Source organism: Pseudomonas sp. P106(2024), assembly GCF_057480815.1.
Genome location: NZ_JBLIYU010000016.1, coordinates 1 through 25291, shown reverse-complemented (window position 1 = coordinate 25291; position 25291 = coordinate 1). Strand labels below are relative to the sequence as shown.

General features: G+C 61.7%; 22 protein-coding genes. 4 read left to right on the top strand and 18 right to left on the bottom strand.

What is annotated here, in order from left to right; genetic code table 11:
* Window positions 1–111: 111 nt before the first annotated feature.
* The gene (locus tag AC25M7_RS21210; RefSeq protein ID WP_486971433.1) at window positions 112–1203 is read right to left on the bottom strand and encodes an HNH endonuclease; all 1092 of its coding nucleotides are present in this window, start codon (window positions 1201–1203) and stop codon (window positions 112–114) included.
* A gap of 472 nt (window positions 1204–1675) precedes the next feature.
* Here AC25M7_RS21210 and AC25M7_RS21205 point away from each other — a divergent pair, with 472 nt between their 5' ends.
* Window positions 1676–1912, top strand: coding sequence for a hypothetical protein (locus AC25M7_RS21205; protein WP_028688843.1), 237 nt, complete (start codon window positions 1676–1678; stop codon window positions 1910–1912).
* 76 nt (window positions 1913–1988) lie between these two features.
* Window positions 1989–2297 (top strand): DUF3077 domain-containing protein, encoded by a 309-nt coding sequence (locus tag AC25M7_RS21200; RefSeq protein WP_258800160.1) that lies wholly within the window; start codon window positions 1989–1991, stop codon window positions 2295–2297.
* A 138-nt stretch (window positions 2298–2435) separates the two neighbouring features.
* On the opposite strand, the gene AC25M7_RS21195 is transcribed toward AC25M7_RS21200, so the two are convergent.
* The 6 genes from AC25M7_RS21195 to hxsD form a co-directional block, all read right to left on the bottom strand.
* The gene (locus AC25M7_RS21195; RefSeq protein WP_036986459.1) at window positions 2436–2825 is read right to left on the bottom strand and encodes a hypothetical protein; all 390 of its coding nucleotides are present in this window, start codon (window positions 2823–2825) and stop codon (window positions 2436–2438) included.
* On the bottom strand, window positions 2822–3385 hold the full coding sequence (locus AC25M7_RS21190; protein ID WP_486971432.1) for a hypothetical protein: 564 nt from the start codon (window positions 3383–3385) through the stop codon (window positions 2822–2824). Before AC25M7_RS21190 ends, AC25M7_RS21195 begins: the two co-directional genes overlap by 4 nt.
* Window positions 3386–3582: 197 nt before the next feature.
* Entirely contained in the window at window positions 3583–4191 is a 609-nt protein-coding gene (hxsA, locus tag AC25M7_RS21185) for a His-Xaa-Ser repeat protein HxsA (RefSeq protein WP_486971431.1), read from the bottom strand.
* The gene (gene hxsC / locus AC25M7_RS21180) at window positions 4188–5417 is read right to left on the bottom strand and encodes a His-Xaa-Ser system radical SAM maturase HxsC (protein WP_486971430.1); all 1230 of its coding nucleotides are present in this window, start codon (window positions 5415–5417) and stop codon (window positions 4188–4190) included. Before hxsC ends, hxsA begins: the two co-directional genes overlap by 4 nt.
* A 5-nt stretch (window positions 5418–5422) precedes the next feature.
* Window positions 5423–6910, bottom strand: coding sequence for a His-Xaa-Ser system radical SAM maturase HxsB (hxsB, locus tag AC25M7_RS21175; RefSeq protein WP_486971429.1), 1488 nt, complete (start codon window positions 6908–6910; stop codon window positions 5423–5425).
* Window positions 6907–7206, bottom strand: coding sequence for a His-Xaa-Ser system protein HxsD (gene hxsD, locus AC25M7_RS21170; protein ID WP_331832904.1), 300 nt, complete (start codon window positions 7204–7206; stop codon window positions 6907–6909). Before hxsD ends, hxsB begins: the two co-directional genes overlap by 4 nt.
* A 191-nt stretch (window positions 7207–7397) precedes the next feature.
* On the opposite strand from hxsD, the gene AC25M7_RS21165 reads away from it, so the two are divergent.
* Window positions 7398–7607 carry an AbrB/MazE/SpoVT family DNA-binding domain-containing protein gene (locus tag AC25M7_RS21165; protein ID WP_262952272.1) on the top strand — a complete coding sequence of 70 codons (210 nt, stop codon included), beginning with the start codon at window positions 7398–7400 and terminating at the stop codon, window positions 7605–7607.
* Between the two features lie 99 nt (window positions 7608–7706).
* Here the strand turns inward: AC25M7_RS21165 and AC25M7_RS21160 are convergent, their stop codons facing one another.
* From AC25M7_RS21160 to AC25M7_RS21110, 11 genes are all read right to left on the bottom strand, one after another.
* Window positions 7707–9530 (bottom strand): hypothetical protein, encoded by a 1824-nt coding sequence (locus AC25M7_RS21160; RefSeq protein ID WP_486971428.1) that lies wholly within the window; start codon window positions 9528–9530, stop codon window positions 7707–7709.
* A gap of 71 nt (window positions 9531–9601) precedes the next feature.
* Entirely contained in the window at window positions 9602–10024 is a 423-nt protein-coding gene (locus AC25M7_RS21155; protein ID WP_486971427.1) for a hypothetical protein, read from the bottom strand.
* Window positions 10025–10547: 523 nt separating this feature from the next.
* The gene (locus AC25M7_RS21150; RefSeq protein WP_486971426.1) at window positions 10548–14639 is read right to left on the bottom strand and encodes a DEAD/DEAH box helicase; all 4092 of its coding nucleotides are present in this window, start codon (window positions 14637–14639) and stop codon (window positions 10548–10550) included.
* Between the two features lie 263 nt (window positions 14640–14902).
* Window positions 14903–15862 carry a carbohydrate kinase family protein gene (locus AC25M7_RS21145; protein ID WP_486971425.1) on the bottom strand — a complete coding sequence of 320 codons (960 nt, stop codon included), beginning with the start codon at window positions 15860–15862 and terminating at the stop codon, window positions 14903–14905.
* 41 nt (window positions 15863–15903) lie between these two features.
* Window positions 15904–17394, bottom strand: a complete 1491-nt coding sequence (gene xylB, locus AC25M7_RS21140; protein ID WP_486971424.1) for a xylulokinase — start codon at window positions 17392–17394, stop codon at window positions 15904–15906.
* Between the two features lie 16 nt (window positions 17395–17410).
* Window positions 17411–18886 (bottom strand): mannitol dehydrogenase family protein, encoded by a 1476-nt coding sequence (locus tag AC25M7_RS21135; RefSeq protein ID WP_486971423.1) that lies wholly within the window; start codon window positions 18884–18886, stop codon window positions 17411–17413.
* A 10-nt stretch (window positions 18887–18896) separates the two neighbouring features.
* Complete coding sequence (locus AC25M7_RS21130; RefSeq protein ID WP_062361025.1) at window positions 18897–20009, bottom strand: ABC transporter ATP-binding protein; 1113 nt, start codon at window positions 20007–20009, stop codon at window positions 18897–18899.
* Between the two features lie 159 nt (window positions 20010–20168).
* On the bottom strand, window positions 20169–21002 hold the full coding sequence (locus AC25M7_RS21125) for a carbohydrate ABC transporter permease (protein WP_028692024.1): 834 nt from the start codon (window positions 21000–21002) through the stop codon (window positions 20169–20171).
* A gap of 10 nt (window positions 21003–21012) precedes the next feature.
* Complete coding sequence (locus AC25M7_RS21120; protein WP_096049907.1) at window positions 21013–21936, bottom strand: carbohydrate ABC transporter permease; 924 nt, start codon at window positions 21934–21936, stop codon at window positions 21013–21015.
* 70 nt (window positions 21937–22006) lie between these two features.
* Window positions 22007–23317, bottom strand: a complete 1311-nt coding sequence (locus AC25M7_RS21115) for an ABC transporter substrate-binding protein (protein ID WP_486971422.1) — start codon at window positions 23315–23317, stop codon at window positions 22007–22009.
* 198 nt (window positions 23318–23515) lie between these two features.
* On the bottom strand, window positions 23516–24421 hold the full coding sequence (locus tag AC25M7_RS21110; protein WP_062361029.1) for an AraC family transcriptional regulator: 906 nt from the start codon (window positions 24419–24421) through the stop codon (window positions 23516–23518).
* A gap of 413 nt (window positions 24422–24834) precedes the next feature.
* On the opposite strand from AC25M7_RS21110, the gene AC25M7_RS21105 reads away from it, so the two are divergent.
* On the top strand, window positions 24835–25131 hold the full coding sequence (locus AC25M7_RS21105; RefSeq protein ID WP_028692020.1) for a DUF3077 domain-containing protein: 297 nt from the start codon (window positions 24835–24837) through the stop codon (window positions 25129–25131).
* The last annotated feature ends 160 nt before the right edge of the window (window positions 25132–25291 follow it).

Sequence of the window (25291 nt, the reverse complement as noted above, 5' to 3'; positions counted from 1 at the left end):
GCCGGCGGCTATCGGCCCAAAGTCGCGGCTTGGGAAGGGCGGTAATCGGCTAGAAGCTCCCATCCAAGGGTGCCTACGAATCTTGGGACATTTCAGTTTGACAAATTAAACTCAGCTTTCAATTGCTTTGAGTCGCTGCTTCAACTGCTCGTTGAGCGACATGCCATTTACGCCTGAGTGAATCTCGCGATGGCAAGATGGGCAGACAGCACCTACGTATCGAGGGTGGTCGAGGCCACCGTCGGAGAGCCGATTTACATGATGCGGCTCCAGGTATGGGGTTCCATCTTTCTTAAAAAAAGGAGCTGGCTTGTCACAGCTTTCACACAAGCCTTTGGCACGCATGAGAACGTAGTGAGCGACCTTTCGGCTGCGTTGGTAAATTTTGCGTTGCGCTGATTGGCCCATTTCATTCGTTACCGGTTTGCAGGCAGCCAGTGCGGCTATCCGAGCAGCCGCTAATGAATCTGCGAGTTCAACCTCTGTTTCCGGCTCAGTGTCTACACTCAGCTCTGGACTGCCCACAGGTACCAATCTGAATACAAGAGCAGTACGATCCTCGCCATCAACATCCGGCTGGGTTCGTTCAAAGACGTCGGCGCAGCAGAACTCACCTATGTAGCGATTACCTTTTCCTTTGCCGAGCGATTTGAACAGATGAAGCGTACGACCTGTCTCAGCATGCTCAGCGACAGCTCTGTTGCCACGGTTCAATGCCATAGGCCCACGCTGCCCTTCACCGGTGTAGAGAAACGCACCATTGTCCCACCGGTCGGCATAGCCATATTGCTCGCCACTATCGCCTGTAAACAAGAAAATCGCCGGGTGGGTAGCTGATGCAGCTATGCCGCTCTGCCGGCTACCCCCGAATGGTCCGTTGATTTCAGTCACGCGATCGTAAATGGCCCCAGGCTCGAACTGCAGGACTGGTTCTAGACCAGTGCTCTGCAGCTCGATGATGGAAAATCCACGCTTTTCTAAATAGCGGTTTGTGATGTGTCCGCCTGGGAATTGGCTAACTGCGATGCCGGTAGCCAAGGAGACTATTTTCTTTGCTGGGTACGATGTACCCCCTACAGCAATCGCGTAGCGGTGGGCAGGGTGCGTCTCCCAACCATGCCACTCTCGTCTTCCTCTAAAATCGCGGTCAAATTCCAGCAAAGCCTCGTCAATACGTTCCTTCGATACAGCTTTGATCGCCACGTGCGCTGCCCTTTGTCGCCGATGTTTGTAGGAAATTTCCCCATCGTCGCCAAAGTGATCAAACGGTTCAAGAAAAACTGGCAAAGCGCCACTGCGATCGCGGCGCCCGCGCGCGAGTTCGTATGCGTTTCAGGTCCATATTCGTTGTTGCAGCAGGCGTGCCCAGGGTCTGCTGAATCGGATTTTCCCTCTTCTCTGTAGTCCGTTTCCGAAACATACTTCTACCCCCTTACAGCCCGTTGCAGCCGCTGCATCACCCATCTAGTCTCGCCAAGTCGCTGCCAATTCAGCGACCGGTTTTGACAGACCGGGAAGATAGTAACGCGCGTGCATGGCCGTCTATGGTGGCTGTACGTGGGGCACCTCGGTGCGCCGGTTTCCTATTTTCCCGGTCTGTCAACCCGCGTACAGCTGCCACCTTTCTGTTTGACAGCAGAGAACGGTAGCTCCATTTGAAAATAGGAGCTCTACCATGCTGAAAATAGTCCCCGATCCACCCCTGCACGACAAATATACCACCCACACTCTCGAAGACCTCCTGGTCCAGATCTCCGAATACCTCGTCTGCGCCCTGACCGTGAGCCAGCAGACCGTCCTGCTCCATGCCAAACCCCCAGGTCAGGTCCTGACCCTCGCTGCCATGCACGAAATCGACAGCGCCCGCACCCTGGTGGAAGTGGCGCTGAGTCGCGTGCAATCCCGGCACTGACCTGGCGAGCCTGGGCTCGCACTTGATGTTCACCGATCAGGCCCCGCGCCGTTCGCGGGGCCGCAGGAGGAATGGTATGGATAAGGAATTGCAGATCCCGCGCATCAAGAAACTCGCCACCACCGGCGTCGGGCATTTCGGCGAAGGCGCGCAGGTGGGTGTGCAAGACCCGCTGTTCCGCGTGGTGGCGGGGCATCCGCTGGACCATGCGGTGGAACAGGCGACCGTGCTGATGTGTGCGGTGCACAAGATCAGTGATCTGGCGATGGTGGAGACTGATCATCTGCCTACGCTGCTGACGGCGGTGCATTACCTCAGTGGCATGGCCAAGGCGTTGGCCCAGGATGTGAATCATGGGTTGATGGTTGGGCGGGGGGCTGAGTAGGGGGAGGGTATCTGGCTGGTGGCTTGGTTGTCTGGGCGGGAGCTATCGCGGGGCAAGCCCGCTCCCACGAGTCCGCGCCTGCGAGCCCGATTCCTCGAACCCGGTCCCACAGGCCTGCTCCCGCGTTTCGGATAGCCGTTATGGCGCCAGATTCACGCCGTTACAGCGCCCCTTGGTGGAGAAGTCGTTGATCTGCCGCGCCTTGTTCACCGACATCAGTATCGTGCAGCCGCCAGGATGGGCCACGTCGTCCCAGTAGTTGGTATGGACCATCACGTTGCCTTGCATCTCGGCGGTGCTGCCGACCACCTCCTTTTGCACGTAGGTGGTATCGCGGTACCAGCCCAACTGCACCCCAGTGCCGTTGGGCAACGGCTCCATGCGCATGGGCGGGCCGAAGAAGTCGATGGCTTGCTTGGCGTCGCGCCCTTGCCATTGGTTGCCCGCCATCAGCTCCGGCAGGGTCGGGATGCAACCGGCCAGCACAGGCAGCAACAGGCCGAGGACCAGCAGTGGGCGCGTGCTCATCGTGGGGTGTTCGCCAGCATGTCGTCCAGCTCCTGCACCGCCTGGCTGTTGGCCTGGACGCCGATCAACTGGATGAACATGGCCTGGATGGTGGCGACCATCTTCGCCGCCGGCATCTTGCCGATCGACAGCATCTGGTTGCGCGCGCGGTTGTCGGGGGCGCAGACGAAGGCGAAGGTGCGCTGCAGCCAGTAGTCCTTTGGTGCGGCCCAGTCTTTGGCGTTGGTTTTTACATCCCTCACTGCGCCGTCGAAGCGACGTATCGCCCGGGCGCTGTCCAGGCGGATCTGGCGCTGTTTGCATTTGACCTGCACCTCGTAGGCGGCGAGGGTCGGGAAGGCCGGGTCTTCGAACAGCTGCATGACCTGGGCCGATTGCACGCCACCGGGCTTTTGCAGGATACCGGTGGCATCGGCGACGTAGACCTCGTTGTGCAGGCGTTCGCCTTTGCCGTAGATGATCCAGTAGTCGCCCGCAGCTTGCTCGGCCAGGGCCGAGGTGCTGCAGGCCAGAGCCAGGATGGCTAGCCATCGGCAGGGGAGTGGAAGTCTGTGACGCATGGAGTCCTTTCCCGATTTATGTAATCCAGAAGGGACTATACGAGCGCTGGGGGAGCAGGGTCGATTAGGGCGCTTGTGCTAATGGCCAAGCGCCTTTATCACTTAAGCGCAGTAATCAAAACCTTTCGCGAACGGCTTACATTGGGACTCGCCTGTTGCTAGAGCGAGTTCGCGGTGGACTCTTACCCTGACCAAATTTATGGAATCTTGATCCCCAGGGAGTTGAGGGTGGGTGTATCCATCCTGCCATTCACGGTCAGTGCACTATCCATTTGGAAAGCCATTAACGCGCCACGAGTAGCCTTGCCCATGACCCCATCAATTGTGCCTTGATAGTACTGGCGAACCATAAGTGCAGTCTGTACGCGCTTGACCAGGTTGCTTTTCTGTTCGTTGGTTGCGCGGGTCTTTGACGTACCCGGGCTAGCCCCGGTAGTAGTGCCGGACGACTGATAAAGGCTATTGCTGCTTGAAGTACTGTGCGAAGTGCTCGGCGCACTGTAGCTCCGTGTGCTGGTTGCGGGCGGGCTGTAGTAGCGAGGTGCGCTATAGCCACCAGACCCGCTGTAATGGGAACTGTGGGAACTGTGGGACCGATGTGAGCTGTGCGAGCGATGTGCCGCATAAATGTTCACTGCATCTGGGGCATTTAGCGTATCGGCAAAGACTGGAGGCTGCAGCTTGTCGTTCGGTTGCCAGTTCGTATCGGCAAGCGGTGTATGGCCCGCCTGTGCCAATGTGGTACCAGCCATCGGCAACAAGGTGATGCCACTGATCAGGATTTTCCAGCGGTCAAGCAATTTCACTGTGCACTCCTTGCATAGGCGCTAAAGGCCTCGGTCGATAGTTGTCGTACGCCGCGGCTCTGCCAGCGGTCAGTGTGGGATTTGAAGAACCCTGAGCAATGTTTGACGGCAGCGCATTGCTGACAGGTATCGATGAACAGGTTTTTCCAGTCGGAGATACTCTGGCGGGCGAATCGTGAGAGGTGGGGTGGGATCAAACACAAGGGCAGGTTGTAGATCGAAACCGACATCCCACGGTTGAAGAGGAAATAGGCGGTTTGGCTCAATGCCTCTTGATAATCCAGCGGGTCAATCCACAACTCCTCGTAGTGCTTTCTGGCCAGACCAGTACTTTCGATACCCATCAACGCAACGTGCCGTACGAAGGGGAGGTTCCTGAACACGTAGTGAGCTAATTCAGGCAAGCGTGGTGTGGTCAGGCGACTGAGTACCACGCGTATCTCAATGATCTGGTTAGCGCGTGCGAGGTTATAGAGTCCTTGCACGGTTTCGCTGAAGGCGCCCGGGGCCTGAACTACATGGTCATGGTCGACTGCGTTGTCGGCATACAGCGGAATGCCCCAGCTTAGCTGGGGGTGGCCTAGGGCCGCGAGGGCTGCGATCCAGCTCGGATCTTTGAACAGCCGTCCATTGCTGAGCACATGTATGGACTTCTGCGGCAAAACGGTTTTGCACTTGGCCAGAATCTCAAGCAGGCCATCACGATAAAGTGTGGGCTCTCCGCCGCTGATCCCCAGGTTTTCCTCGCCTGCATCCATCAGGTCGATCAGTCGAAGGTTTTCCTCGATATGCCAGCGGTCATCGATATCTTTAGGCGGTTGCGAGCACATCAGGCAGAGGCTGTTGCAACGATCCGTCATGAACAGCAGGTTACTGTCTGACCCGCGTCGATAGAGCACCCTTACCAATCCATTGCCAGGGGTAATGGCAATGACATCGCCAGGTTGAACGACATCCGGGTCTTTGGGGGAATGCAGATGTAGCCTGCCGTTGTCGATGGGGCTAGTGAGTGACTCTGGGGTCAGGAAGCCGCCCACTGGCAATGAAACCAGATGTGGATTTCGCTCAAGATCTTTGTTGGGTAGCCAGAGCAGCAAATCATTGAATTGCGCGGCACCGGCGCAAACTGCGACACCTTGCTCAATGAACTCATCCAAGGTGATGACCTTGAGCAGCTTTGGTTCATTCAGGTGTTGAATTTCGAAGTGGGTATCTTTGCGCAGCATCGTCCTCAGCCCCTGTAGCCTGGGAAGCGAACATCGTTGTATGAGCGCCTGTTCAACCAGGACAGCAGTACCCTTTGGACGTTGTCATCTCCATCGCGAAGCAAGGCGAACAAGTGCTTTAACAGCCCCATGTTCTTCTTGCAGAAACTGCTGAACAACCGGTGTCCGATTGGATCACCTTGGCGAGCATAATGTTCGACCGGGTCTGCGCCGCAGTAGGGAACCAATGCGCAATCCGAACAGCCCGGCAATGCCTCCGCGACGCCACTGGCAAGTAGCGCCTCCATAACGGGTGAGGCCAAAAGTTCTGACAAGGGTTGCTGGACTGTGCCCAACCTTAAACCGTCTTCGCCCATCTCCAGCAGCATCCGAGCCTCGTCCGACGGGTAGACGTAACCGTCATAGTTGTAGACCAGCGCCGCTGTACCCGCGCCGGCGGGTGAGCGCAGGTCGACATAGCCGGATGAGAAGGGCGTCAGGATGTTCTTCAGCAGCAAGCTGGTGTAGCTCTCCGACAGGCAGGTTCCTTGCTGGTTGATCTTCAGCAGATAGGCCAGCGCCTTCGTGTAGAAGGTCAGGTACTGCTCAATCGGATAGTCAAGGCGATGTGCACTCTTGGAAGCAAACCCGTAAGGGCTGAGCGGTCTAAGTGAAATGCTGGAAAAACCCTGCTTTACGTATTCGTCGATGATAGCTTCAGGCTGTTCAAGGCTTCGAGAAGTCAACGTTGTCAGTGCGGAGACTGCGTCGTGTCCAAGATGCTCACGGACCCGTTTTATGCCTTCCACGGTGCGCTCGTAAGAGTCTCGTGAAGGCGTTGGGCGGTTGGCATTGTGCAAGGGCGCCGGTCCATCGAGGGACGTCGAGAACTGGATGCGGTGCTGTTTTGCGAAGTCGAGTACTTCGTCTGTCAGGTGGTGCAACGTTGTGGTAATGACGAACTGAATATCTCGTTGCTCGACCAAGTTTCGTGCAGCTACCCATTCGACAATCTGGCGTACACGTTCGAAGGCCAGAAGTGGCTCGCCGCCCTGGAACTCCACTGTCAGGGCGGGAGCGTTCGACTCGAACAAGCGATCAACAGCAGCGAGTGCATCCGCTTCCGATAAGTCATGGCCTGAGCCACCCAGCGGTGCGCGCGAAACTTGGCAGTACTGGCAGGTGTGGTTGCAGCGTAGCGTTACCACGAACAAGTGCAGGGCTGGGCCCTGAAAAAGAAAGTCTTTGCGGCTGCGATATTGCGCCGCCATTTCGGGAAAAGGATCGTGACGTGTCGGTTCGTAGATGAAATGGCGAGCTAGCAGGTCTTTGTAAAAAGGTGTGCCTGCTTCTATGTCGAAGTAACTAAGGGCTCGCAACTGCGCGTCGTTCACGTGCATGTACTCGCCTGTATCGGAGGTGAGCAAAATGTCACGTTCATTTGCGGTGTTCAGGCGCATGAAGCGAAAGGGCAGCAGACGGTAGCCGTTAGCGTCGGTCGCAATCAGTGTCACCGCGAAACTCCGCATCCAGCAAGCGCTGCCCGAGCCAGCACCTCACGCAACCCAGATGTCTCACGGTTGATGTGATCACGTAGGGCAAAGTCATTTAAATGCTGGAGGATCAGCGAATGCGCCTGCTCCTGAGGCAGCATGACTTTCGCTTTAGCAGGGAAGGCAGTGAGGCTGATCTGGTCAGCTTCAATGCCGATCTGAATCACGACTGTGTCAGCCAAGGCGTAAGCGGTTCGTTGCACCACGCTGAGGGAATAGGCTGCGCTGTCGAGTTTCAGCATGACTGGCCATGTCATTGGAACCGGTCCTTCAAATCCGTTGGGAACGTGTGGATTTTGCCGGCTAACGAGGCATAGTGCCATCATATTTTTTTACATTTTTAACGGTGGCTCGCTCTTGATTTGCCGTAAACGATTCTGCTGTAGCATTCATCTGATCAGACCGCACATGCGGCAGTCGTCGCATGGTTCGGATGAAGGAGCAAAACATGTCCAAATCAAGGGTGAACATGGCTCTTCTAGCCATCGAACGCGAAGCGCAGAAGGCCGAGAAAGCTATTCTTGAGCTTGTCCACATGGACATGACCGAGAAACCGGAACGTCTCCAGCCCATCCCTGCATCGTTGCTGAGTCGCATGGCTGATCTTCGGGCACGGGCACAAGCGAATCGCAAGCGCACCGTGCTGTTCGAAGGTTGAGAACGCGATAGTCAGCAGACAACCTCTGTACACTCACGCCCCCGGTCCTGCTTGTGCCGTCCTCCCTGTCGCTTACGCCAAAGGCTACGTTGGGCGCCTTCAGACCGCCCGTTCCAGCAGTTGGGCCTCTGCGATCTGTCCGTTCTCATAACGCAGCAGTACCTGACGCTCCCCTTGATCGAACAGCGACTGCTGCAGTTGCTGGGTGTCCCGCGTGCCTTGGGCCAAGACGCTGGTCAGGCCGTCCAGTTGCGCCGTGAAGCTCTGTTTCAGCGAGGCGTCGAGGCTGAACATGCGTGAGCTGGTCAGTTCCATCTGAGAGTTGTAGATGCTGCGGCTCTGGTTGCCGATTTCTTCCAGCTGGCCGAGGCTTTCGAGAGCCTTGCTCGCCTGCGCGCGGTAGCGCTGCAGTGGCTCGGCCAGGTAGCGCAAGGCACAACTGACCACCTGCAGCTGTGCGGTTTGCAGGTAACCGCTGACCCAGCCCTCCATCTTCGTCAGGCTGTCCTGCAATGCCTGGCGGGTGCTGTCCACACCGAACAGTTTGTCTGCCTGCACATCCCGAGCGTGCTTCAGCTCTTCGTCCATCTTGCGATTGAAGTACTGGGCCAGGGAGGTGATCTGGCTATGCTGATTTTCCAGTGTCTGGCGAGCAGTGCCGTCGATGCCGTCGTGCGGATAGTGATCGAGCACGCCTTGGGTGTATTCGAACAGTCCAGTCAGTTCTTGCCACTGCGCTTCATCCAGCTCGCGCAGCACGTTGTCCAGCTGGCGCTTGATGGCACCCAGCTTCTCGTTGATGTCGTGCAAGTGCTTCTGGCCCACCGCCGAGGACACCGCGTTCCACACCACGCCACTGAGCAGCACGTTCTGCAGGTCTTCAGGCAGTGACAGGCTGGCCTGTTCACTGATCTTGCCGCCGGTACGCACGAAGGCCCGGACGCTGCCGTCGCCGTTGGCGTTCTTGGTCAGTGTCTCGAACGGCAGGCTGCACACCACGTAGTTGCCGCTGGCCAGCTCGCCCATGGCGGCCAGGCCGGGCACATTGGCCAGCAGCGGGTTGAGCGCACTGATCTGGTCGGTTGGCAGTGAGCGATGGGTACCTGCGGGCGGGCGTTGCACGACGTTGAGCTTGAGCAATGTGCCGCCCTGGCCGTCCTGGACCACCAGATCGGCCGTGGTCTGGGAAGCGGTGGCCACTGGCTGGGTGTCGGGGCGTGTGGCCGGGGGCGTGGCGGGTGCTTCCCGGCGCAGGCGGATCCAGCCCATCTGGGCAACGAAGGGCACGGTCACGCGGTAGGCTTCAGCCACGCTGCTGTGCAGGCCCACGCCGGCCGTGAAGGCAGCGCCGAAGGGGTTCAGGCGCAATCCGGTGGTCGCGGCCATGGTGAACAGTGCCGCGCTGCGCGAGGCGGAGAGGCCGATCATGCTGGCGGCCCCTTTGGGCAGCGCCTCTTCAAGTTTGAACAGCCCAGTCAGCACCTTGGTGCTGGTGGCCCGCTCGAAACGCTCGCTAGCCGGTAGCTCCCGCCAGCCGGCACCGAACAGCGCCAGGGCGATTTGGCGTTCCTTGTCCGCCACGCTGGTTGCGCCGCTGCCGTTGAGCTTCTGGTACACGTCGTTGACGATCTCGGCGTAGGGCACCGCCGATTTCTTCAACAGGCGACGGGCCAGGTTCATGGCCGAATGCCCGCCGAACTGCTGCAGCTCATGGCCCAGCAGGTCAAGTTGCTGCTCGGTATAGCCCGCCGGTCGCGAGCTGTGCTTGGCCTGTACCAGCTGCTTCTTGATGTCTGCATCCAGGCCGGCGCGGCCCCGGGAGAAGTCGGTGATGATGTCCACCAGAATGTCCACTTCTTCGGGCGTGGCGCTGATAAGGCTGGTGAACAAGTCGTCGTCGCAATCGATTCCTGAGGTTGCCATCGTGTGTCCTTACCTTTTGAACGGTGTATCGGGTAAAGGGAGCTTGTGCTCCCGTACAAGGTGGGGTGGGCTCAAGGCACCAGCCAAGTGCTGGTCGGCTTGGCGTCTCGCTGAATGGCGACAGCTTGGCAGTGCTCCAGTATCGGCAGGATGTAGGTGATGACGACAGTGCCTGGACGACCATCGGGTTGGCGACGAGCTGCGTGGCAAAGCGGGCCGGCGTCCTCAGGCTTGCGGTTGGAGCGGATCTCGACAGCGCGTGCCTCGCCGAAGTGATGATTAGCGGCAAGATAATCCAGCGTTTGTTGGAAAGCCGTACGGGGCAGGGTGACCGAGCTGTTATTGGCGCCGGTTACCACCTCTACCTGGTCGTTGTTGACCGACGCGATTCTGAAATGGGTATTGCTGGCATTGGAGGGCGTTTGCAGCTCCGTGCCCTGCAAGCGGCTGATCAGTGCCCAGAGAGTGTTATCGACCTGGGTAATGTGCTGCATGGCGTTTCTCCTTGTTGTTCGCTGGCCGTCTCCTTAGATTAGCGTGGCTTGATATCCGAATGACATCATCCTTTGGACTTACCCGTGTAACGATCCAAGGTCGTCCTGCAACTGCAATTAGAGTTGCAGCGGGTGTCATACCGCGTGTCGCCTGCATCGCGGGGCAAGCCCGCTCCCACGATGATTTCGATGGTGCCGATGGCACTTCGCGAAACGTGCCTTCGTCTCTTTAATCTTGTAGCCCTTGGGCTACTAAAGTGAGGTTGTGTACGTTTTTTGTAGCCTATGTGACAAAGCTATCTGGATGAACAACGGTCTGGAGTTGCTTGACCATGATCCTTGACGTCCTTGTTCGTTCAAGGCTCGTGGCCATGCTTTACCGGGCGCGTGGCGAATAACGCGGCGATGATCGAGCAGCTTTGCGAGTCTGAATCGCTGGGTAAAAGGAAATACCGTTCGGGTTGCCGGGTGAGGTTTGCTGCGTGCCTTACCTCCCCGGCGACCCTGAGTTATACCCACCCGATCATTGCAGCGAACCCGCAAGCAGCGCCAACAGTGCGTCAGCATCCAACTTGGCACTCACTTCGCCGCCCTCCAACAGGCTGTCGGCCAAGTCTCGTTTGCGAGCATGCAGGGCGACGATCTGCTCTTCGATGGTGTTCTCGGCTACCAGCCGGTAAATCGTCACCGGACGCTGCTGGCCGATGCGATAGGCACGGTCACTGGCCTGATCCTCCACCGCCGGGTTCCACCAGGGGTCGAGGTGGATCACATAGTCGGCGGCGGTAAGGTTTAGGCCGCTGCCGCCGGCTTTCAGGCTGATAAGGAAGACTTCACCCGCGCCAGCCTGGAAGGCATTGACTCGGCTTTCCCGTTCCTTGGCGGGCACGCTGCCATCGAGGTACTGGTGGGCGATGCCTTTTTCATCGAGCCAGGCACGGACGATACTCAGGTGATCGACGTACTGGCTGAAGATCAAGGCCTTGTGGCCATTGTCCAAAAGCTCTTCGACGATCGCGGTGACCGCCTGGAACTTGCTGCCAGGCAGGGTCGAGCCGGGAGTCACCAGGGCCGGGTGGCAGCAGAACCGGCGCAGACGGGTGATCTCCGTCAGGATCTGGAATGATCTGCCTGCTCCGGGCGCCAGATCAGAGACATTGCTCACCGCTTGCTGGCGAACGGCCTCATAGAGGTGAGCCTCTTCATCGGACAGCGGTACTTTGTAGGTAATCTCTGTGCGCGCGGGTAATTCGTCGAGCACCTGGCTTTTCAGGCGGCGCAGGATAAAGGGCTGGATAAGCGCTTTCAGGGCCCGTCGGGCTGCTGCATCGCCCTGCTCGATGGGGGTAGCGAAGCGGCTGTTGAAGTGTTCCTGGTTGCCGAGCAGCCCTGGGTTGATGAATCGGAACAGGTTCCACAACTCGCCCAAGTGGTTTTCCAGCGGGGTGCCAGTGGCGACCACGCGGAAATCGGACTGCAAGGCCATTACTGCTTGAGAGCGTTTGGTCTGGGCATTCTTGATGGCCTGGGCCTCGTCCAGCACGACGCTGTGCCAGTGGCAGGCGGCGAAGGCTGCGCTGTCCTGCTGCAGCAACCCGTAGCTGGCGATCACCAGGTCGCCGGGGCCGAGATCTGCCAGGCTGCGCGTTTGCTGATACAGATGCAATTTCAGTTGTGGCGCGAAACGCCGGCTCTCAGCCTGCCAGTTGAGGGTTACCGACGTCGGTGCCACGACCAGTTGCGGGCCACCGGCGGCCCGCTGCAGCAGAACGGCCAGCAGCTGTACCGTCTTGCCCAGGCCCATGTCGTCGGCCAGGCAGGCACCGACGCCCCATTGAGCCAGGCGTGCCAACCAGGTGAAACCCTCATGCTGATAGGCGCGCAGGTCGGCCTGCAGGGTACGAGGGAGCTGAGGCTGGTGGTCGCGCATCGACTGCAGTTTATCGAGGTGCGCCTGCCAGCTTTTATCGGCCTTGAACTCGCTTACCTCGGCGGCCAGCCCGGCCAGCAACGGGGTAGTCAACGGGCTGAGGCGAAGGCCCTGGTCCGTGACACGATCAGCCAGACAAGCCAGTTCCTCCAGGCGTTGGCGCAAACGCTTGTCGAGTGCCAACCAGTCACGGTCGTCGAGCTTGAGGAAGCGTCCGGGGCTGGCCTTGAGCAGATCCAGAAGCTGGCGCAGTTGCAGAACCTTGCCGTCATCGAGTGCGACTTCCCCTTGCAGGATGAACCAGTCACCCTGTTTGCGCAGACCCAGCTTGAGCGCGTCGAGGTTCACGCGGCCCTTTATGCGCAGGCGCTCGCCCTCTGGCCAGACGCAGTGCAGCAAGTCGCCGTCCAATGCATGCAGTTCGCCAAGTACCTGCAAGGCATCCTGAGGCTGGTCCAGCTGCCATTCCTGGCCATCGCTGTTGGCGTTGGCCAGGCCGGGGCAGGCATGCAATACCTGTTGCAGTGCCTGGCGTTCGCCTGCCAGGTCGCGGCAGACCTGCAAGGGTTTGCCGTCGCGCTCGCCAAGCAGGTTCTGCGCGCCCTGGCCCGGGCGAAACCAGCTGCTCTCGGCCAAAGGGCGCACCAGCAGTTGCAAGCGCAAACCCTCGGCAAGTGGCAGCAAATGCGCGTACAGGCGCGTATCGGCAGGTTCCTGTTCAAGGTTCACCGAGAGCTCGGGCAGGTCCGAGTGGATGGGTAGCAGCGGTGCGATGGCACTGATGGCTTCGATCAGTTGCGCCTTGCCCGATTGCGGTACGCGCAGGCCGTCGCCGATGATCCTGGCGATCTGGCGCAGGTCGCTGTTGACCGGATAGAGCTGCAAGCGGGTCGGTGTCTGCTGATCAATGTAGAAGGTCTCGGCGGTGACGACGCCCGGCGGCTCGAGACGCAGATGGATCTGTCCGTCCTCGGCCTGAAGGTGCAGGCTGGCTTCGCCTGCCTGGAGATCGATGCGTGTGTCAGGGGCATCTTGCCAGAACAACGCCGGATGACCGACCAACCTGGGCAGGGCCATGCCAAGCGGCAATTCGTACTCGGTGTGGTAGTAGGACTGGCTGACTTGAATCGCGCTGATCACCTGGCGGTCTTGCTCGCAGAGAAAGTCCAGGCTGTCGCCCTCGTCCATGAGGCGTTTGAGTGCCACGGGGCGGCCCTTGCTCCATTGTCCTTTGGCCCCCAGTTTCTGCTCGCGTGGCTCAAGCTGGTTGCCGTAGCGATGAAGACTCAACAACCACGCCAGGCGGGTGCTCTTCTTGCCAGCCACGGCGACCGGTGCATTGGCCGGTTTCAGCTGACTCAATGCGCTAAGGGCATGCTGCCAGGCTTCCTGGCGCTGAAGCAGCGCAGTCAGTGGTTTGAAACCTGCATCGTGATGCAGGTCGTGAAGCTGCCGGGGCAAGCCGAATTGCATGGCGATCAGGGCGTCGAATTCTGCCGCCAACCAGTTGTAACCCTGTTGATCGAGTTCGCCTCGGTAACCTTCCAGCTTCGCGCGCCAATCGGGCCCACGCGCGAGTGGGGCATCCAGCCAGTACAGTGCCAGGGAGAGCATCAGCCCATCCAGGCCGTTGAGCGTGGTTGAACGCAGGTACGACAAGTCCGGCGTGTTGCCTTGCAAACGCTCGAACACCTGATAGAGCGCCGGATAAGCACTGCCGTAGTTTTCCTTTGTGCCCAGAACCAGTGCCTGTTTGAGCGCAGCGTAGTGCTGGCTGTCGTTTTCAGCGATCAGCGCCAGGCAGTACAGTGCATTGAGCAACGGTGGCAGGTCGATTTTGCGCTTTTTGGTCTGTTTGCGCTGATCGGTGAGCCAGGCCCGCAGCAAGCGCAGGGTTTCGTTAGGCTGGCCGCGCAGCAGCGACTGCAGGCACTGTGTCGTCAGAGGCAGCTCTTGCTCGCCATAGTGTTGCAGCGCCGCCCAGTCGCCACGCCAAAGCGCCTGTTGAACCAGTTGCAGGCGCAATGCGAGGGACTGCTTGAGTGCCATCTCCTGCTTGGCCAATGCATAGCTCTCGTCTGCAGGCCCCAGCAGGTCGTTGTTCAGGCGCAGGTGATCCTCGATCAGCAGCCTCCGCACCGTCTCGTCCAGTTGGCCGATGACTTCCCGCCCGGCCGGATCGCACTGCAGGAGGCGCATAGGGTGCTGGGCATGCCACTCGCTCACCGGGAGCACCCTGTACGACAGGTAAAGCGAGTCGGGCAGTCGCTGACTGTCGCCGCTCAGCAGGCGTATCCAAAGCTCTTGCAGTACTCGGGATCTGCCAGGCATTTGCCATTGCCCAAGTGCAGGCAAACTGGCGTTGATCCGGTGCAAGCGCAGGCCCCCCTCGGCTGTGCCCAGCAGGCTGAGGAGCACGCTGTTACGACACTGTGCTGTCACGCAGAAATATTGCCCTTCGTTGCGTTGCTCGACTTCGACCCAGCCCTGGCTTTGCAACCACTCCAGCAACGTGGGCAAGGTTGTGGCGTCAAGCAGCCTGCCACCATCGTCACGGATCTCCATGGCCCGCAGCAGTTTGAGCAGCGAGGTCTTACCTTTGCCAGGAACCGAGGTTACCAGCGCATAGAGAACAGCCTTGCAATGATCAGGCAGCGAATGGGGGGAGAGGGTGCTAAGGGACATCCTGGATCTCTTTGATGCGGTTGTGGCGCGGGTGCCCTGGGTCAAGTCGCCTGGTGATGCCCGCGCTGAGGTCGGCCTTGGCAGCAACTTGGCTCTGTATCTACCTGGTGCAGTACTTGATTCGGAATGCGAAAAATCCGGTGAAAGAGGATAGCACCAGGCATCGCTTCAATGCGGGCGTTTGGACGGTGACTTGGCCGCACGCTTGCGGGGCTGAAATCGCCGGGACCGCTTTGCGGTCCTTTCGCGACGCAAGGCCGCTCCTACAGGGGGGCGGCGTATGGGTTGGCTGGCAGCTCATGCTCGAAGGGCAGATTCGGGCCTGTTCGGGAGCAGGTGATTGCTGCGGCATGGATTGCGTAGGCGAGGATCGCATCGATGGTTTCATGGGGGAGCTTCGCCACACCGGCTGGGCTGTCTGCTCCGAGGCGTGCGAGGTAGGCGAGCACGGCGGCTTGGAAGGTGTCACCGGCGCCGACGGTGTCGCTTACCGGCAACGACATATCCGCTGGGCGCTGCCATGAGCCATGTGCGCAATGCACGCTGGCTCCGTCTGCTCCATGGGTGATGAAAACGAGTCGGCAGCGATCGTTTAGCCAGCCCCGCGCCACATCACGAGTCTCCCGGCCCGGATAGAGCAGGGCGATATCTTCCTCACTGGCCTTGATCACATGCGCATGTCCGGCAAACGCTTCCACCTGCCGCCGCCACAGCGCCACATCCGGCTGCGGATTTAGCCGCACATTCGGATCAAGGCTGATCAGCCGCCGGTCCCGCTCGCGCTCCACCAGCGCCATCAGCGTATCCGCCACGGGCTGCACTACCAGTGTGTATGAGCCCACATGCAACCCACGCACACGCTCATCCAACTCCGGCAGATGCGCCAGCGTCACCTGCCGATCCGCACAGCCTTCACCGCGAAACTGATACTGCGCCGAGCCATTGGCATCCAGCCCGACCATGGCCAAGGTGGTCGGTGCATCACTGGTTACCACATAGCGGCAGTCTACCCGTTCCTCTTCCAGCACCCGGCGCAGCCGGGCACCGAGGTAGTCGCTGGACAACCCGCCGAACAACGCCGATTCAACGCCCAGCCGGCGCAGGCCGACGGCCACGTTGAACGGCGATCCGCCGGCAATCGCGGTAAACCCCAGCTCGTTGCTGCGGTTGCTGTTTTCCAGGCTGAAGACATCGAACAGGGCCTCGCCACACACCAGGTACATGCAGTTCTCCAGAACGAAAGACAAGGGAAGGATACCCGCACTCAGCGTGCAGGCAGTTGATCCCGGTAGCGTTGATAGGCGACCTCGTACGCGGCCTGTTGCGCCGGGCGGGGCAGGGTTCGGGTGCTTTCGTCGAGGGCGACGCAGCGTTTGCACAGGGTTTCGAGGCTGTCGCCCTGGCCTAGTTGGCGACCGAGGCTCCAGGCGGCCTGGATCGCGGCGCCCAGGGCGGCGGCTTCGGTCTGTTGGGGGCACACCACTGGCAGACCGAGCAGGTCGGCCAGTACCTGGCGCCACAGCGGGCTTTTCGCTGCGCCGCCGACCAGGCGGATTTCGCTGCCTGGCAGGCCGCTGGCGCGCAGCAGGTCGAGGCCGTAGCGCAGGCTGAAGCAGGTGCCTTCGAGCACGGCGCGGCAGAGGTTGGCGCGGGTCAGGTTGGCGCTGGTCATGCCGTGCAGGCTGGCGGTGGCTTCGGGCAACGCGGGCACGCGTTCGCCGTCGAAGAAGGGCAGCATCAGCAGGCCGTCGGCGCCGATCGGGGCTTGGGCGGCAAGCTCAGTGAAACGCTCGAGGTCGAGCTCCAGCAGGTCGCGCACCAGGGCGCAGGCGCTGGTGAGGTTCATGGTGCAGATCAACGGCAGCCAGCCGCCGCTGGAGGCGCAGAAGGTCGCCACTTCGCCCTGGGCACTGACGTGGGGCTGGTCGGCGTGGGCGGCCAGGGTGCCGGAGGTGCCGAGGCTCAGGGTGATCATGCCGGGGACGATATTGCCGGTGCCGATGGCGCCGAGCATGTTGTCGCCGCCGCCCGTGGCCACCCAGGTCTGCGGGCTCAGGCCGAGGGCAGTGGCGGTCTGTTCGCGCAGGGTGGCGATGCAATCGCCGGATTCGACCAGCTCAGGTAGCGCCGCCAAAAGACGCTCGCCTGGCTCGATGTGCTGAAGGACATCGGGCGCCCAGGTCCGTCGGCGTACGTCGTAATAGCCGGTGCCGGAGGCGTCGCCGGGCTCCGTGCAGACGCGACCGGTCAGCCAGTAATTCAGGTAGTCGTGGGGCAGCAGGACATGGGCGAGGCGAGCGAACAGATCGGGATGATGGCGCTTGGTCCACAGTAACTTGGACAGGGTATAGCCCGGCGCGATCACCAGCCCGAGGCGTTCGAGCGAGCCTTGGGCACCGCCGAGGGCATCGAGCAGTGCCTGGTTCTCGGGCGCACTCTCGGTGTCGCACCAGAGCTTGGCCGGGCGCAGCACCTGGCCTTGGGCGTCGAGCATCACCAGGCCGTGCTGCTGGCCGGACACCGCCAGTGCGCGGATCGCGTGGCCATCCACACCGGCTTCTCGCAAGGCAGCGGACACCGCCGCACGCAAGGCATCCAGCCAGTCGGCGGGGTCCTGCTCGCGCCGGCCGTCACGGCCCTGGGGCGGCGCGTGGGCGGCGCTGCCCAGGCCGAGTACCTGGCCGCTGCCGGCGTCCAGCACCAGGGCCTTGGTGCCCTGGGTGCCGCAGTCGATGCCGAGGAACAATCCGTCCATTTCGAAACACTCCGTGTCAGTCGCCGAGGACCTGGCGCAGGGTTTCACTCACGCCGACTTCGCGCAAGCTGTCGTACAGGCGCTCGAAGGCGCTGACGAACGCCTTGGACGCGGGGATGGCACTGCCGAAGATCGCCTCGTCGCCCAGCACCCGGGCGGCCAGGCCGTCGCGCTGCACCACACGGGCCTGGCAATCGGCGGCGCGGGGGTCGGGGATGCTGTAGCGGTTGCCGTGCTCGTCTTCGCCGCGCAGGTACAGGGCCCAGGCGGCGACCACCAGGGCCACGCGCTCCAGCGGCTTGCCGTCGGCGATCAGGCGGTTGGCGGTGGGCACGATGAACTTGGGGAACTTCGACGAGCCGTCGGAGCACACGCGCTCCAGCTGGTCGGCGATGGCGCGGTTGGCGAAGCGTTCGCCGAGGCTTTGTTTGTAGCGCTCAAGATCGATGCCGGGCACCGGGGCCAGTTGCGGGGTTACGTCCTGGTCCATGAAGGTGCGCATGTAGCGGCGCAGCAGCGGGTCGGCAAGGGTTTCGTGGACGAAGCGGTAGCCTTGCAAAAAGCCCAGGTAGGTGAGGGCGAGGTGGCTGCCGTTGAGCAGCTTGATCTTCATCTCTTCATACGGGGTGACGTCGCGGGTGAACTGCACCCCGACCTTTTCCCAGGCCGGGCGGCCCGCGACGAAGTCATCTTCCACCACCCATTGCAAAAACGGCTCGCACACCACCGGCCAGGCATCGTCGACGCCGTGGCGCTCGCGCAGTTGCTGGCGGTGGGCGGGGCTGGTCATCGGGGTGATGCGGTCGACCATGGCGTTGGGGAAGCTGACGTGGCTGGCGATCCAGTCGGCCAGGTCGGGGTCGAGGCGCTGGGCGAAGGCCAACAGGGCCTTGCGGGCGACGTCGCCGTTGTGCGGGAGGTTGTCGCAGGACATCACGGTGAACGGCCCGGTGCCGGCGGCGCGACGGCGGCGCAGGGCTTCGCAGAGGTAGCCGAAGACGCTTTGCGGGGATTGCGGGTTGGCCAGGTCGTGCTGGATCTGTGGCAGGTCGAAGCGGAACTCGCCGGTGCTGTCGTCGATGCAGTAGCCGCCTTCGGTGATGGTCAGCGAGACGATGCGGATATTGGGTTCGGCCAGTTTGGCCAGCAGCGGTTCGGCGCCGTCCGCAGCCAGCAGCATGCCGTTGATGGCGGCGATCACGCGGACCTTGGTGTCGGGCTGGTCGCCCAGTTCGAACAGGGTGTAGAGGTGGTCCTGGCCGGCCAGGGCGTCGCGCATGGCGCGGTCTTCGCCGCGCAAGCCGATGCCGCAGATGGCCCAGTCGAGGCCTTCGCCGCCGTTCATCAGGGCGTCGGTGTAGGCGGCCTGGTGGGCGCGGTGGAAGCCGCCGACGCCGATGTGCACGATGCCCTGGCGCAGTTGGGCGCGGTCGTAGGAGGGGCGGGCGACGGTGGGCGGCAGTTGGCCGAGGTTGTGCTGGTTCAGTTTCATCCTGGAGTCCTTAGGCCGCTTGTTGCAGGCGTTTGTCGAGGGCCTGGCCGTTGCTGTCGAACAGGTGGCAATGGGCGGGATCGAAGGTCAGTTCCAGCGCCTCGCCAAAGGCTGGTGCGAAATCCCCGCGCACTCGCACGGTGAGCATTTCCCCGGAGGCGGCGCGCATATGGCAGTAACTGTCGCTGCCCAGTCGCTCGCTGACATCGGCGGTCACCTGCAGCGAGCCTTGGATACCTTGCCCGGCGCGGTCGATGTTCAGGTGCTCGGGGCGAATCCCCAGCGTCACCTGGCTACCGGCATGCAGTTCCCCCGCGCACAACGGCAGGGCGATACGGGCGCCGCACTCAAGCGCGACCTCGCACTGGTTGCCCTGGTTACGGCTCAGGTGCCCACGCAAAAAGCCCATCTTCGGCGTCCCCAGAAACCCTGCGACAAACAGGTTGGCCGGATGGTGGTACAGCTCCAGCGGCGAACCGACCTGCTCGATGCGCCCGCCGTTTAGCACCACCACCTTGTCGGCCAGGGTCATCGCCTCGACCTGGTCATGGGTCACGTAGATCATGGTCGCCGCCAGCTCCTGGTGCAGGCGCGCCAGTTCCAGGCGCATCTGCACGCGCAGGGCGGCGTCGAGGTTGGACAGCGGCTCGTCGAACAGGAAAATTTTCGGGTTGCGCACGATCGCCCGGCCGATCGCTACCCGCTGGCGCTGGCCGCCGGAGAGCTGGCGGGGCTTGCGTTCGAGCAGCGGTTGCAGCTCGAGGATGCGCGCGGCGTTGTCGACCTTGGCTGTCACCTCTTGCTTGCCGACGCCGGCCAGGTCCAGGGCGAACGACAGGTTCTTGCGCACGGTCATGTGCGGGTACAGGGCGTAGGTCTGGAACACCATGGCCAGGTCGCGCTTGGCCGGGGCGGTGTCGGTGATGTCGGTGCCGTCGAGGGTGATGCTGCCGCTGCTGACCTCCTCGAGGCCGGCGATCAGGCGCAGCAGGGTGGACTTGCCGCAGCCGGAGGGGCCGACGAAGACCACGAACTCGCGGTCGCGCACGTCCAGGTCGATGCCCTTGATGATGGCGTGGCCATCGAAGCCTTTGTGCAGGTTGCGGATTTTCAGGTCAGCCATAGGGGGTGTCCTCGGCGAAAGTCGGGGTTGGATGCGGGAATGCCGGGACCGCTTCGCGGTCCTTTCGCGACGCAAGGCCGCTCCCACAGGCGTGCGCGATCCCCTGTGGGAGCGGCCTTGTGTCGCGATTGGGCTGCAAAGCAGCCCCTGATAGCGGAGTCATTTGACTGCCCCAAACGAAAGCCCACGCACCAGCTGCTTCTGGCTGATCCAGCCAAAGATCAGGATCGGCGCGCAGGCCAGGGTCGAGACGGCCGAGAGCTTGGCCCAGAACAGCCCCTCAGGGCTCGAATAGGACGCCACCAACGCGGTCAGCGGCGCGGCGGCGGACGAGGTCAGGTTCAGCGACCAGAACGCCTCGTTCCAGCACAGGATCAGCGACAGCAGCAAGGTCGACGCCAGCCCGCCGCGGGCGATCGGCAGCAGCACGCGGACGATCTCCTGCCAGGTGCCGGCGCCGTCCAGCCGCGCGGCTTCGAGGATGTCCACGGGGATGTCCTTGAAGTAGGTGTACACCATCCACACCACGATCGGCAGGTTGATCAGGGTGTAGACGATGATCAGCGCCAGGCGCGAATCGAGCAGGCCGAACTGCTTGGCCAGCAGGTAGATCGGCATCAACACGCCCACCGGCGGCAGCATCTTGGTCGACAGCATCCACAGCAGCGTGCGCTTGGTGTGGCGGGTCTCGAAGAAGGCCATCGAGTAGGCCGCAGGCACGGCGATCAGCATGCACAGCAGGGTCGCCGAGAACGAAATCAGCACCGAGTTCCAGGCGTAGGCGAAGTAGTCGCTGCGCTCGTTGATGTGCAGGTAGTTCTCCAGCGTCGGCGCAAAGAGGAACTGCGGCGGCGTGGCGAAGGCGTCCAGCTCGGTCTTGAAGCTGGTCAGCAGCATCCAGAAAATCGGGAAGAAGATCACCAGGGCGATGGCCCAGCACAGCAGGCCGAGCAGCGCGTTCTTCAGGGTGCGGGTTTGCTTGAGTGTCAGCATGGCGGGCTCCTCAGCTGCGCGCGGTGAGGTTCTTGCCGATCATGCGAACCAGCACGATGGCGGCAATATTGGCGATCAGCACGGCGATCAGGCCACCGGCCGAGGCCATGCCGACGTCGAACTGCAGCAACGCCTGGTTGTAGATCAGGTAGGCGAGGTTGGTGGACTCGTATCCGGGGCCGCCGCTGGTGGTGGTGAAGATCTCGGCGAACACCGAGAGCAGGAAGATCGTCTCGATCATCACCACTACGGCGATCGGCCGGGCCAGGTGCGGCAGGGTCAGGTGCCAGAAGATCGCCAAGGGGCCTGCGCCATCCAGGCGCGCGGCTTCCTTCTGTTCCTGGTCCAGCGACTGCATGGCGGTCATCAGGATCAGGATGGCGAACGGCAGCCACTGCCACGACACGATCAGGATGATCGACAGCAGCGGGTAGTGCGCCAGCCAATCCACCGGCTGCGCGCCGAACAGGCGCCACACGGCGGCGAGGATGCCCGACACCGGGTGGAAGATCAGGTTCTTCCACAGCAGCGCGCTGACCGTGGGCATGATGAAGAACGGCGAGATCAGCAGCACCCGCACCACGCCGCGGCCCCAGAACTCGCCGGCTTCCAGCAGCGCGGCGACCAGCACGCCGAGCACCACGCTGATCGCCAGCACGCTGCCGACCAGGGTCAGGGTGTTGAGGGCACCGGGCATGAAGCCGGCGTCGGTGACGAAGAAGGCGAAGTTCTCAAGGCCCACGAACTGGTTTTCGCCGGGGTACAGCAGGTTGTAGCGGATCAGCGAGAAATACAGGGTCATGCCCAGGGGCACGATCATCCACAACAGCAGCAGCGCCACCGAAGGGCTGACCAGGAACCAGCCGGGGCCGACGCGGCGTTTGCCGGGGCGCGCGGTGGCGAGGCTCGGGGTGTCGAGGGCCGATGTGTTCATGGCGACTCCGTGTGCATCGGAAAGGGGCGGTCACCGCGCCGCAGGACGGCGCGGTCTACGGCGGTGAGAGCTACTTGTGGTAGCCGGCGCGCTTCATCTCGCGTTCAGTGGATTGCTGGGCCGAGGCCAGCACCTGGTCCACGTTCATCTGCCCGGTGAGCGCGGCGGAAAACAGCTTGCCGACCTGGGTACCGATGGCCTGGAACTCGGGGATGGTCACCAGCTGGATGCCCACATAAGGCACGGGCTTGAGGGTGGGGTGGTTGGGGTCGACGCGTTTGAGCGATTCCAGGGTCACCTTGGCGAACGGCGCGGCGGCCAGGTACGCGTCGCTGTAGGTCGAGGCGCGGGTGCCCGGTGGCACGTTGGCCACGCCTTCCTGCTCGGCCACCAGCTTGCCGTAGGCCTCGGAGGTGGCCCAGGTGCTGAAGGTTTTGGCGGCGTCCTTGGCCTTGGAGCTGGTGGGGATCGCCAGGGCCCAGGAATACAGCCAGGTGGCGCCCTTGTCGGTGACCTCCTTGGGCGCGAAGGTGAAGCCGACCTGGTCGGCGACCTTGCTCTGGCTCTTGTCGGTGACGAACGAGCCGGCGACGCTGGCGTCGACCCACATCGCGCACTTGCCGCTGTTGAACAGCGCGAGGTTTTCGTTGAAGCCATTGCTGGAGGCGCCGGGCGGGCCGTACTGCTTGAGGGTGGTGACATAGAAGTTCAGTGCGTTCTTCCACTCGCTGCCACTGAATTCGGGTTTCCATTGCTCATCGAACCAGCGCGCGCCGAAGGCGTTGGCCACGGTGCCGATCAGCGCCATGTTCTCGCCCCAGCCGGCCTTGCCGCGCAGGCAGATGCCGTACTGGCCCTGGTCGGGGTGGTTGAGTTTGGCGGCGAACTCGCCGAGCTGGGTCCAGGTGGGTTGCTCGGGCATGCTCAGCCCGGCTTTTTCGAACAGGTCCTTGCGGTAGTAGGTGATCGAGGCTTCGGCGTAGAAGGGCAGGGCGTACAGCGTGCCGTTGGCCGACAGGCCGTTGCGCACCGAGGGGAACACATCGTCGAGGTGGTAGTCGGCGGGCAGGTCGGTCATCGGCGCCAGCCAGCCCTTGGCGCCCCATAGCGCGGCTTCGTACATGCCGATGGTCAGCACGTCGAACTGCCCGCCCTGGGTGGCGATGTCGGTGGTCAGGCGCTGGCGCAGTACGTTCTCTTCGAGCACCACCCACTTGAGCTGGATGTCCGGGTGCTGCTGTTCGAACACCTTGGCCAGGCGCTGCATGCGGATCATGTCGTTGTTGTTGACCGTGGCGATGGTCAGGGTCTCGGCGGCCTGGGTGTGCAGCGGCAGGCTGAGGCAGGCGGCGGCCAGGCAGGCCTTGATCGAGTCGTTCATCGGTGAACTCCCTCGGGGAAGACGTTATTGTTTTTGTGTCGCTCGCTGCCGATTACACCGTTGTGCGACGACGCCGACAAAGCCTCGCCTGCACCTTGGCTGATACTTTTTTGCAGTGACTTGTGGGGTATACATTTCCCTGTAGGAGCGGCCTTGTGTCGCGAAAGGGTCGCTTTTACAGGAGATTGCGTATGACGTTCAGGCGCGATTCTGCTCGGTCAGTCGCTGGGTCACCAGGCTGCGGTAGTCGGAGGGCGTCATGCCCTTGAGCTGCAAAAAACGCCGGTTAAAGTTCGACAGGTTGCTGAAGCCCGACTCGAAGCACACTTCGGTCACCGGCAGCTCGCCCTTGGCCAGCAGCTCGCACGACTTGCTCACCCGCAGCCGGTTGACGAACTCGACGAAGCCGCGCCCGGCGGCCTGCTTGAAAAACCGCGAAAAGTAGGTCGGCGTCATCCCCAGGTGCTCGGCCACCGCGTTCTGGCTCAGGTCCTGGGCGTAATGCTGGAAGATGTAGTCCACCGCCCGGTTGATGCGCTCGACGTTGTGCTCGTCGGCTAGCTGCGAGGAGGTGACGGTGGACAGCAGCTGGTACTCCTCACAGGCGGCCAGCTGTTCCATGAGGATAAAAAAGTATCCCAGGCGGGTCATGCCGCAGCTATCGGCGATGCGTTGCAGCAGGTGACGGCTATCGCGGATCAGCGCCGGGTCGCGGAACTCGATGCCGTAGCGCGCTCGTGCCAGCAGCGGGGCGAGCTGGGTGAGCTCGGAGAACACCTGGCTGCCGCCTTCAAGCACCTCGTCGGTGAAGTTGACCAGCATGTCGCGCTTGGCCACCACTTCGTCGGGGCCGACCTGGCTGATCCAGTTGTGCGGAAGGTTGGGGCCGGTGAGGAACAGCGTGTCGGGGGCGAAGTTGCCGATGTAGTCGCCGATGAACACCTTGCCTGCACTGGCAACGATCAGGTGCAGCTCGTATTCCTTGTGGAAATGCCAGCGTACCAGCGGGCTGGGGAAGCCGTGCTGACGGTAGATCAGCGAGGCGCCTTCATGGTCGTCCATCAACTCGTAGGATGGGTCGGTGACTTTGCTGGTTCTGGGCATGGCGGTGGCTGGGCCTGGCGGGGCGAGGTGTCATCGTAGCCTGAAGTGCTGGAGCAGGGCAGATGCTTTGCAGCCAAGGCATCCCTGGTGCCACCCGATGCAGGTCAATGCGGCCTTCGTGGGCGCGGCGATGCGACTTGTCTCGCGGTGGACAACCTATGCGGAGAATATTTCAGGTCCTGCAGCCTTTGTTTCGTTGTTTATGTAGGCCTTTTCCTAAAGATGCCTTTTCCTGCCGGTAGCCCGTTGTAGCGCATTGGCGATCGCTTTAGTCTCGGCCTGCTCGTCGCGCTTCACCCGTCGGAACAGGCCGCACCACTGGGCAGCTTACTGCGCACGGATCGCGCAGTCAGGTATGGCGGTTCCGGAGGATGAAGCGCGACGGGCTCTTTCTTTTTCCAGGGGGCAAGGTCATGGACAAGGACGAACACGCAAAGGGCACCACAGACTTGAAGATCGTCAGTCTGGTCGGCCGCACCAAGCAGTTCTCGGTGCGCGACTGGGTGCAGGCGATCCCGGGGTTGCCGACCGAGGACGTGCTGCAGGAAACAACAATCATCCTGGGCTGTATCACATCGCTGACGTACCAGGCGTTGAGCCAGCCGAAAGAGGCACAGACGCTGATGCGGGCGACGTACTACCTCAGTGGCATGGCCAAGGCGATGATCGATGGGCAGTTGCCGGCCAAGTGTGAGCAAGGCGACAGTTGAACGTCGGCGTAACGGCAAGGGCCGCTTTCGAGCAAACGAAAGCGGCTTTTTCATCTGGAGGGGAAGTGTCAGATTTTTTGTGTGCGGGCCGGTAACGGCCTGCCGTCAGGCAGGCCCTGACTTTCACCAGGTCGGCCTGATGAACCGATCTCCGTACAAA

Coding starts and splice junctions, on each gene's coding strand:
- AC25M7_RS21145 (WP_486971425.1), bottom strand. CDS start 15,862: ATGTACCTGGTGTGTGGCGAGGCCCTGTTCGATGTCTTCAGCCTGGAA.
- AC25M7_RS21125 (WP_028692024.1), bottom strand. CDS start 21,002: ATGCTGACACTCAAGCAAACCCGCACCCTGAAGAACGCGCTGCTCGGC.
- AC25M7_RS21155 (WP_486971427.1), bottom strand. CDS start 10,024: ATGCAGCACATTACCCAGGTCGATAACACTCTCTGGGCACTGATCAGC.
- AC25M7_RS21205 (WP_028688843.1), top strand. CDS start 1,676: ATGCTGAAAATAGTCCCCGATCCACCCCTGCACGACAAATATACCACC.
- AC25M7_RS21110 (WP_062361029.1), bottom strand. CDS start 24,421: ATGCCCAGAACCAGCAAAGTCACCGACCCATCCTACGAGTTGATGGAC.
- AC25M7_RS21160 (WP_486971428.1), bottom strand. CDS start 9,530: ATGGCAACCTCAGGAATCGATTGCGACGACGACTTGTTCACCAGCCTT.
- AC25M7_RS21105 (WP_028692020.1), top strand. CDS start 24,835: ATGGACAAGGACGAACACGCAAAGGGCACCACAGACTTGAAGATCGTC.
- AC25M7_RS21115 (WP_486971422.1), bottom strand. CDS start 23,317: ATGAACGACTCGATCAAGGCCTGCCTGGCCGCCGCCTGCCTCAGCCTG.
- AC25M7_RS21195 (WP_036986459.1), bottom strand. CDS start 2,825: ATGAGCACGCGCCCACTGCTGGTCCTCGGCCTGTTGCTGCCTGTGCTG.
- AC25M7_RS21190 (WP_486971432.1), bottom strand. CDS start 3,385: ATGCGTCACAGACTTCCACTCCCCTGCCGATGGCTAGCCATCCTGGCT.
- hxsC (WP_486971430.1), bottom strand. CDS start 5,417: ATGCTGCGCAAAGATACCCACTTCGAAATTCAACACCTGAATGAACCA.
- hxsD (WP_331832904.1), bottom strand. CDS start 7,206: ATGACATGGCCAGTCATGCTGAAACTCGACAGCGCAGCCTATTCCCTC.
- AC25M7_RS21165 (WP_262952272.1), top strand. CDS start 7,398: ATGTCCAAATCAAGGGTGAACATGGCTCTTCTAGCCATCGAACGCGAA.
- AC25M7_RS21200 (WP_258800160.1), top strand. CDS start 1,989: ATGGATAAGGAATTGCAGATCCCGCGCATCAAGAAACTCGCCACCACC.
- AC25M7_RS21120 (WP_096049907.1), bottom strand. CDS start 21,936: ATGAACACATCGGCCCTCGACACCCCGAGCCTCGCCACCGCGCGCCCC.
- AC25M7_RS21150 (WP_486971426.1), bottom strand. CDS start 14,639: ATGTCCCTTAGCACCCTCTCCCCCCATTCGCTGCCTGATCATTGCAAG.
- AC25M7_RS21130 (WP_062361025.1), bottom strand. CDS start 20,009: ATGGCTGACCTGAAAATCCGCAACCTGCACAAAGGCTTCGATGGCCAC.
- AC25M7_RS21135 (WP_486971423.1), bottom strand. CDS start 18,886: ATGAAACTGAACCAGCACAACCTCGGCCAACTGCCGCCCACCGTCGCC.
- xylB (WP_486971424.1), bottom strand. CDS start 17,394: ATGGACGGATTGTTCCTCGGCATCGACTGCGGCACCCAGGGCACCAAG.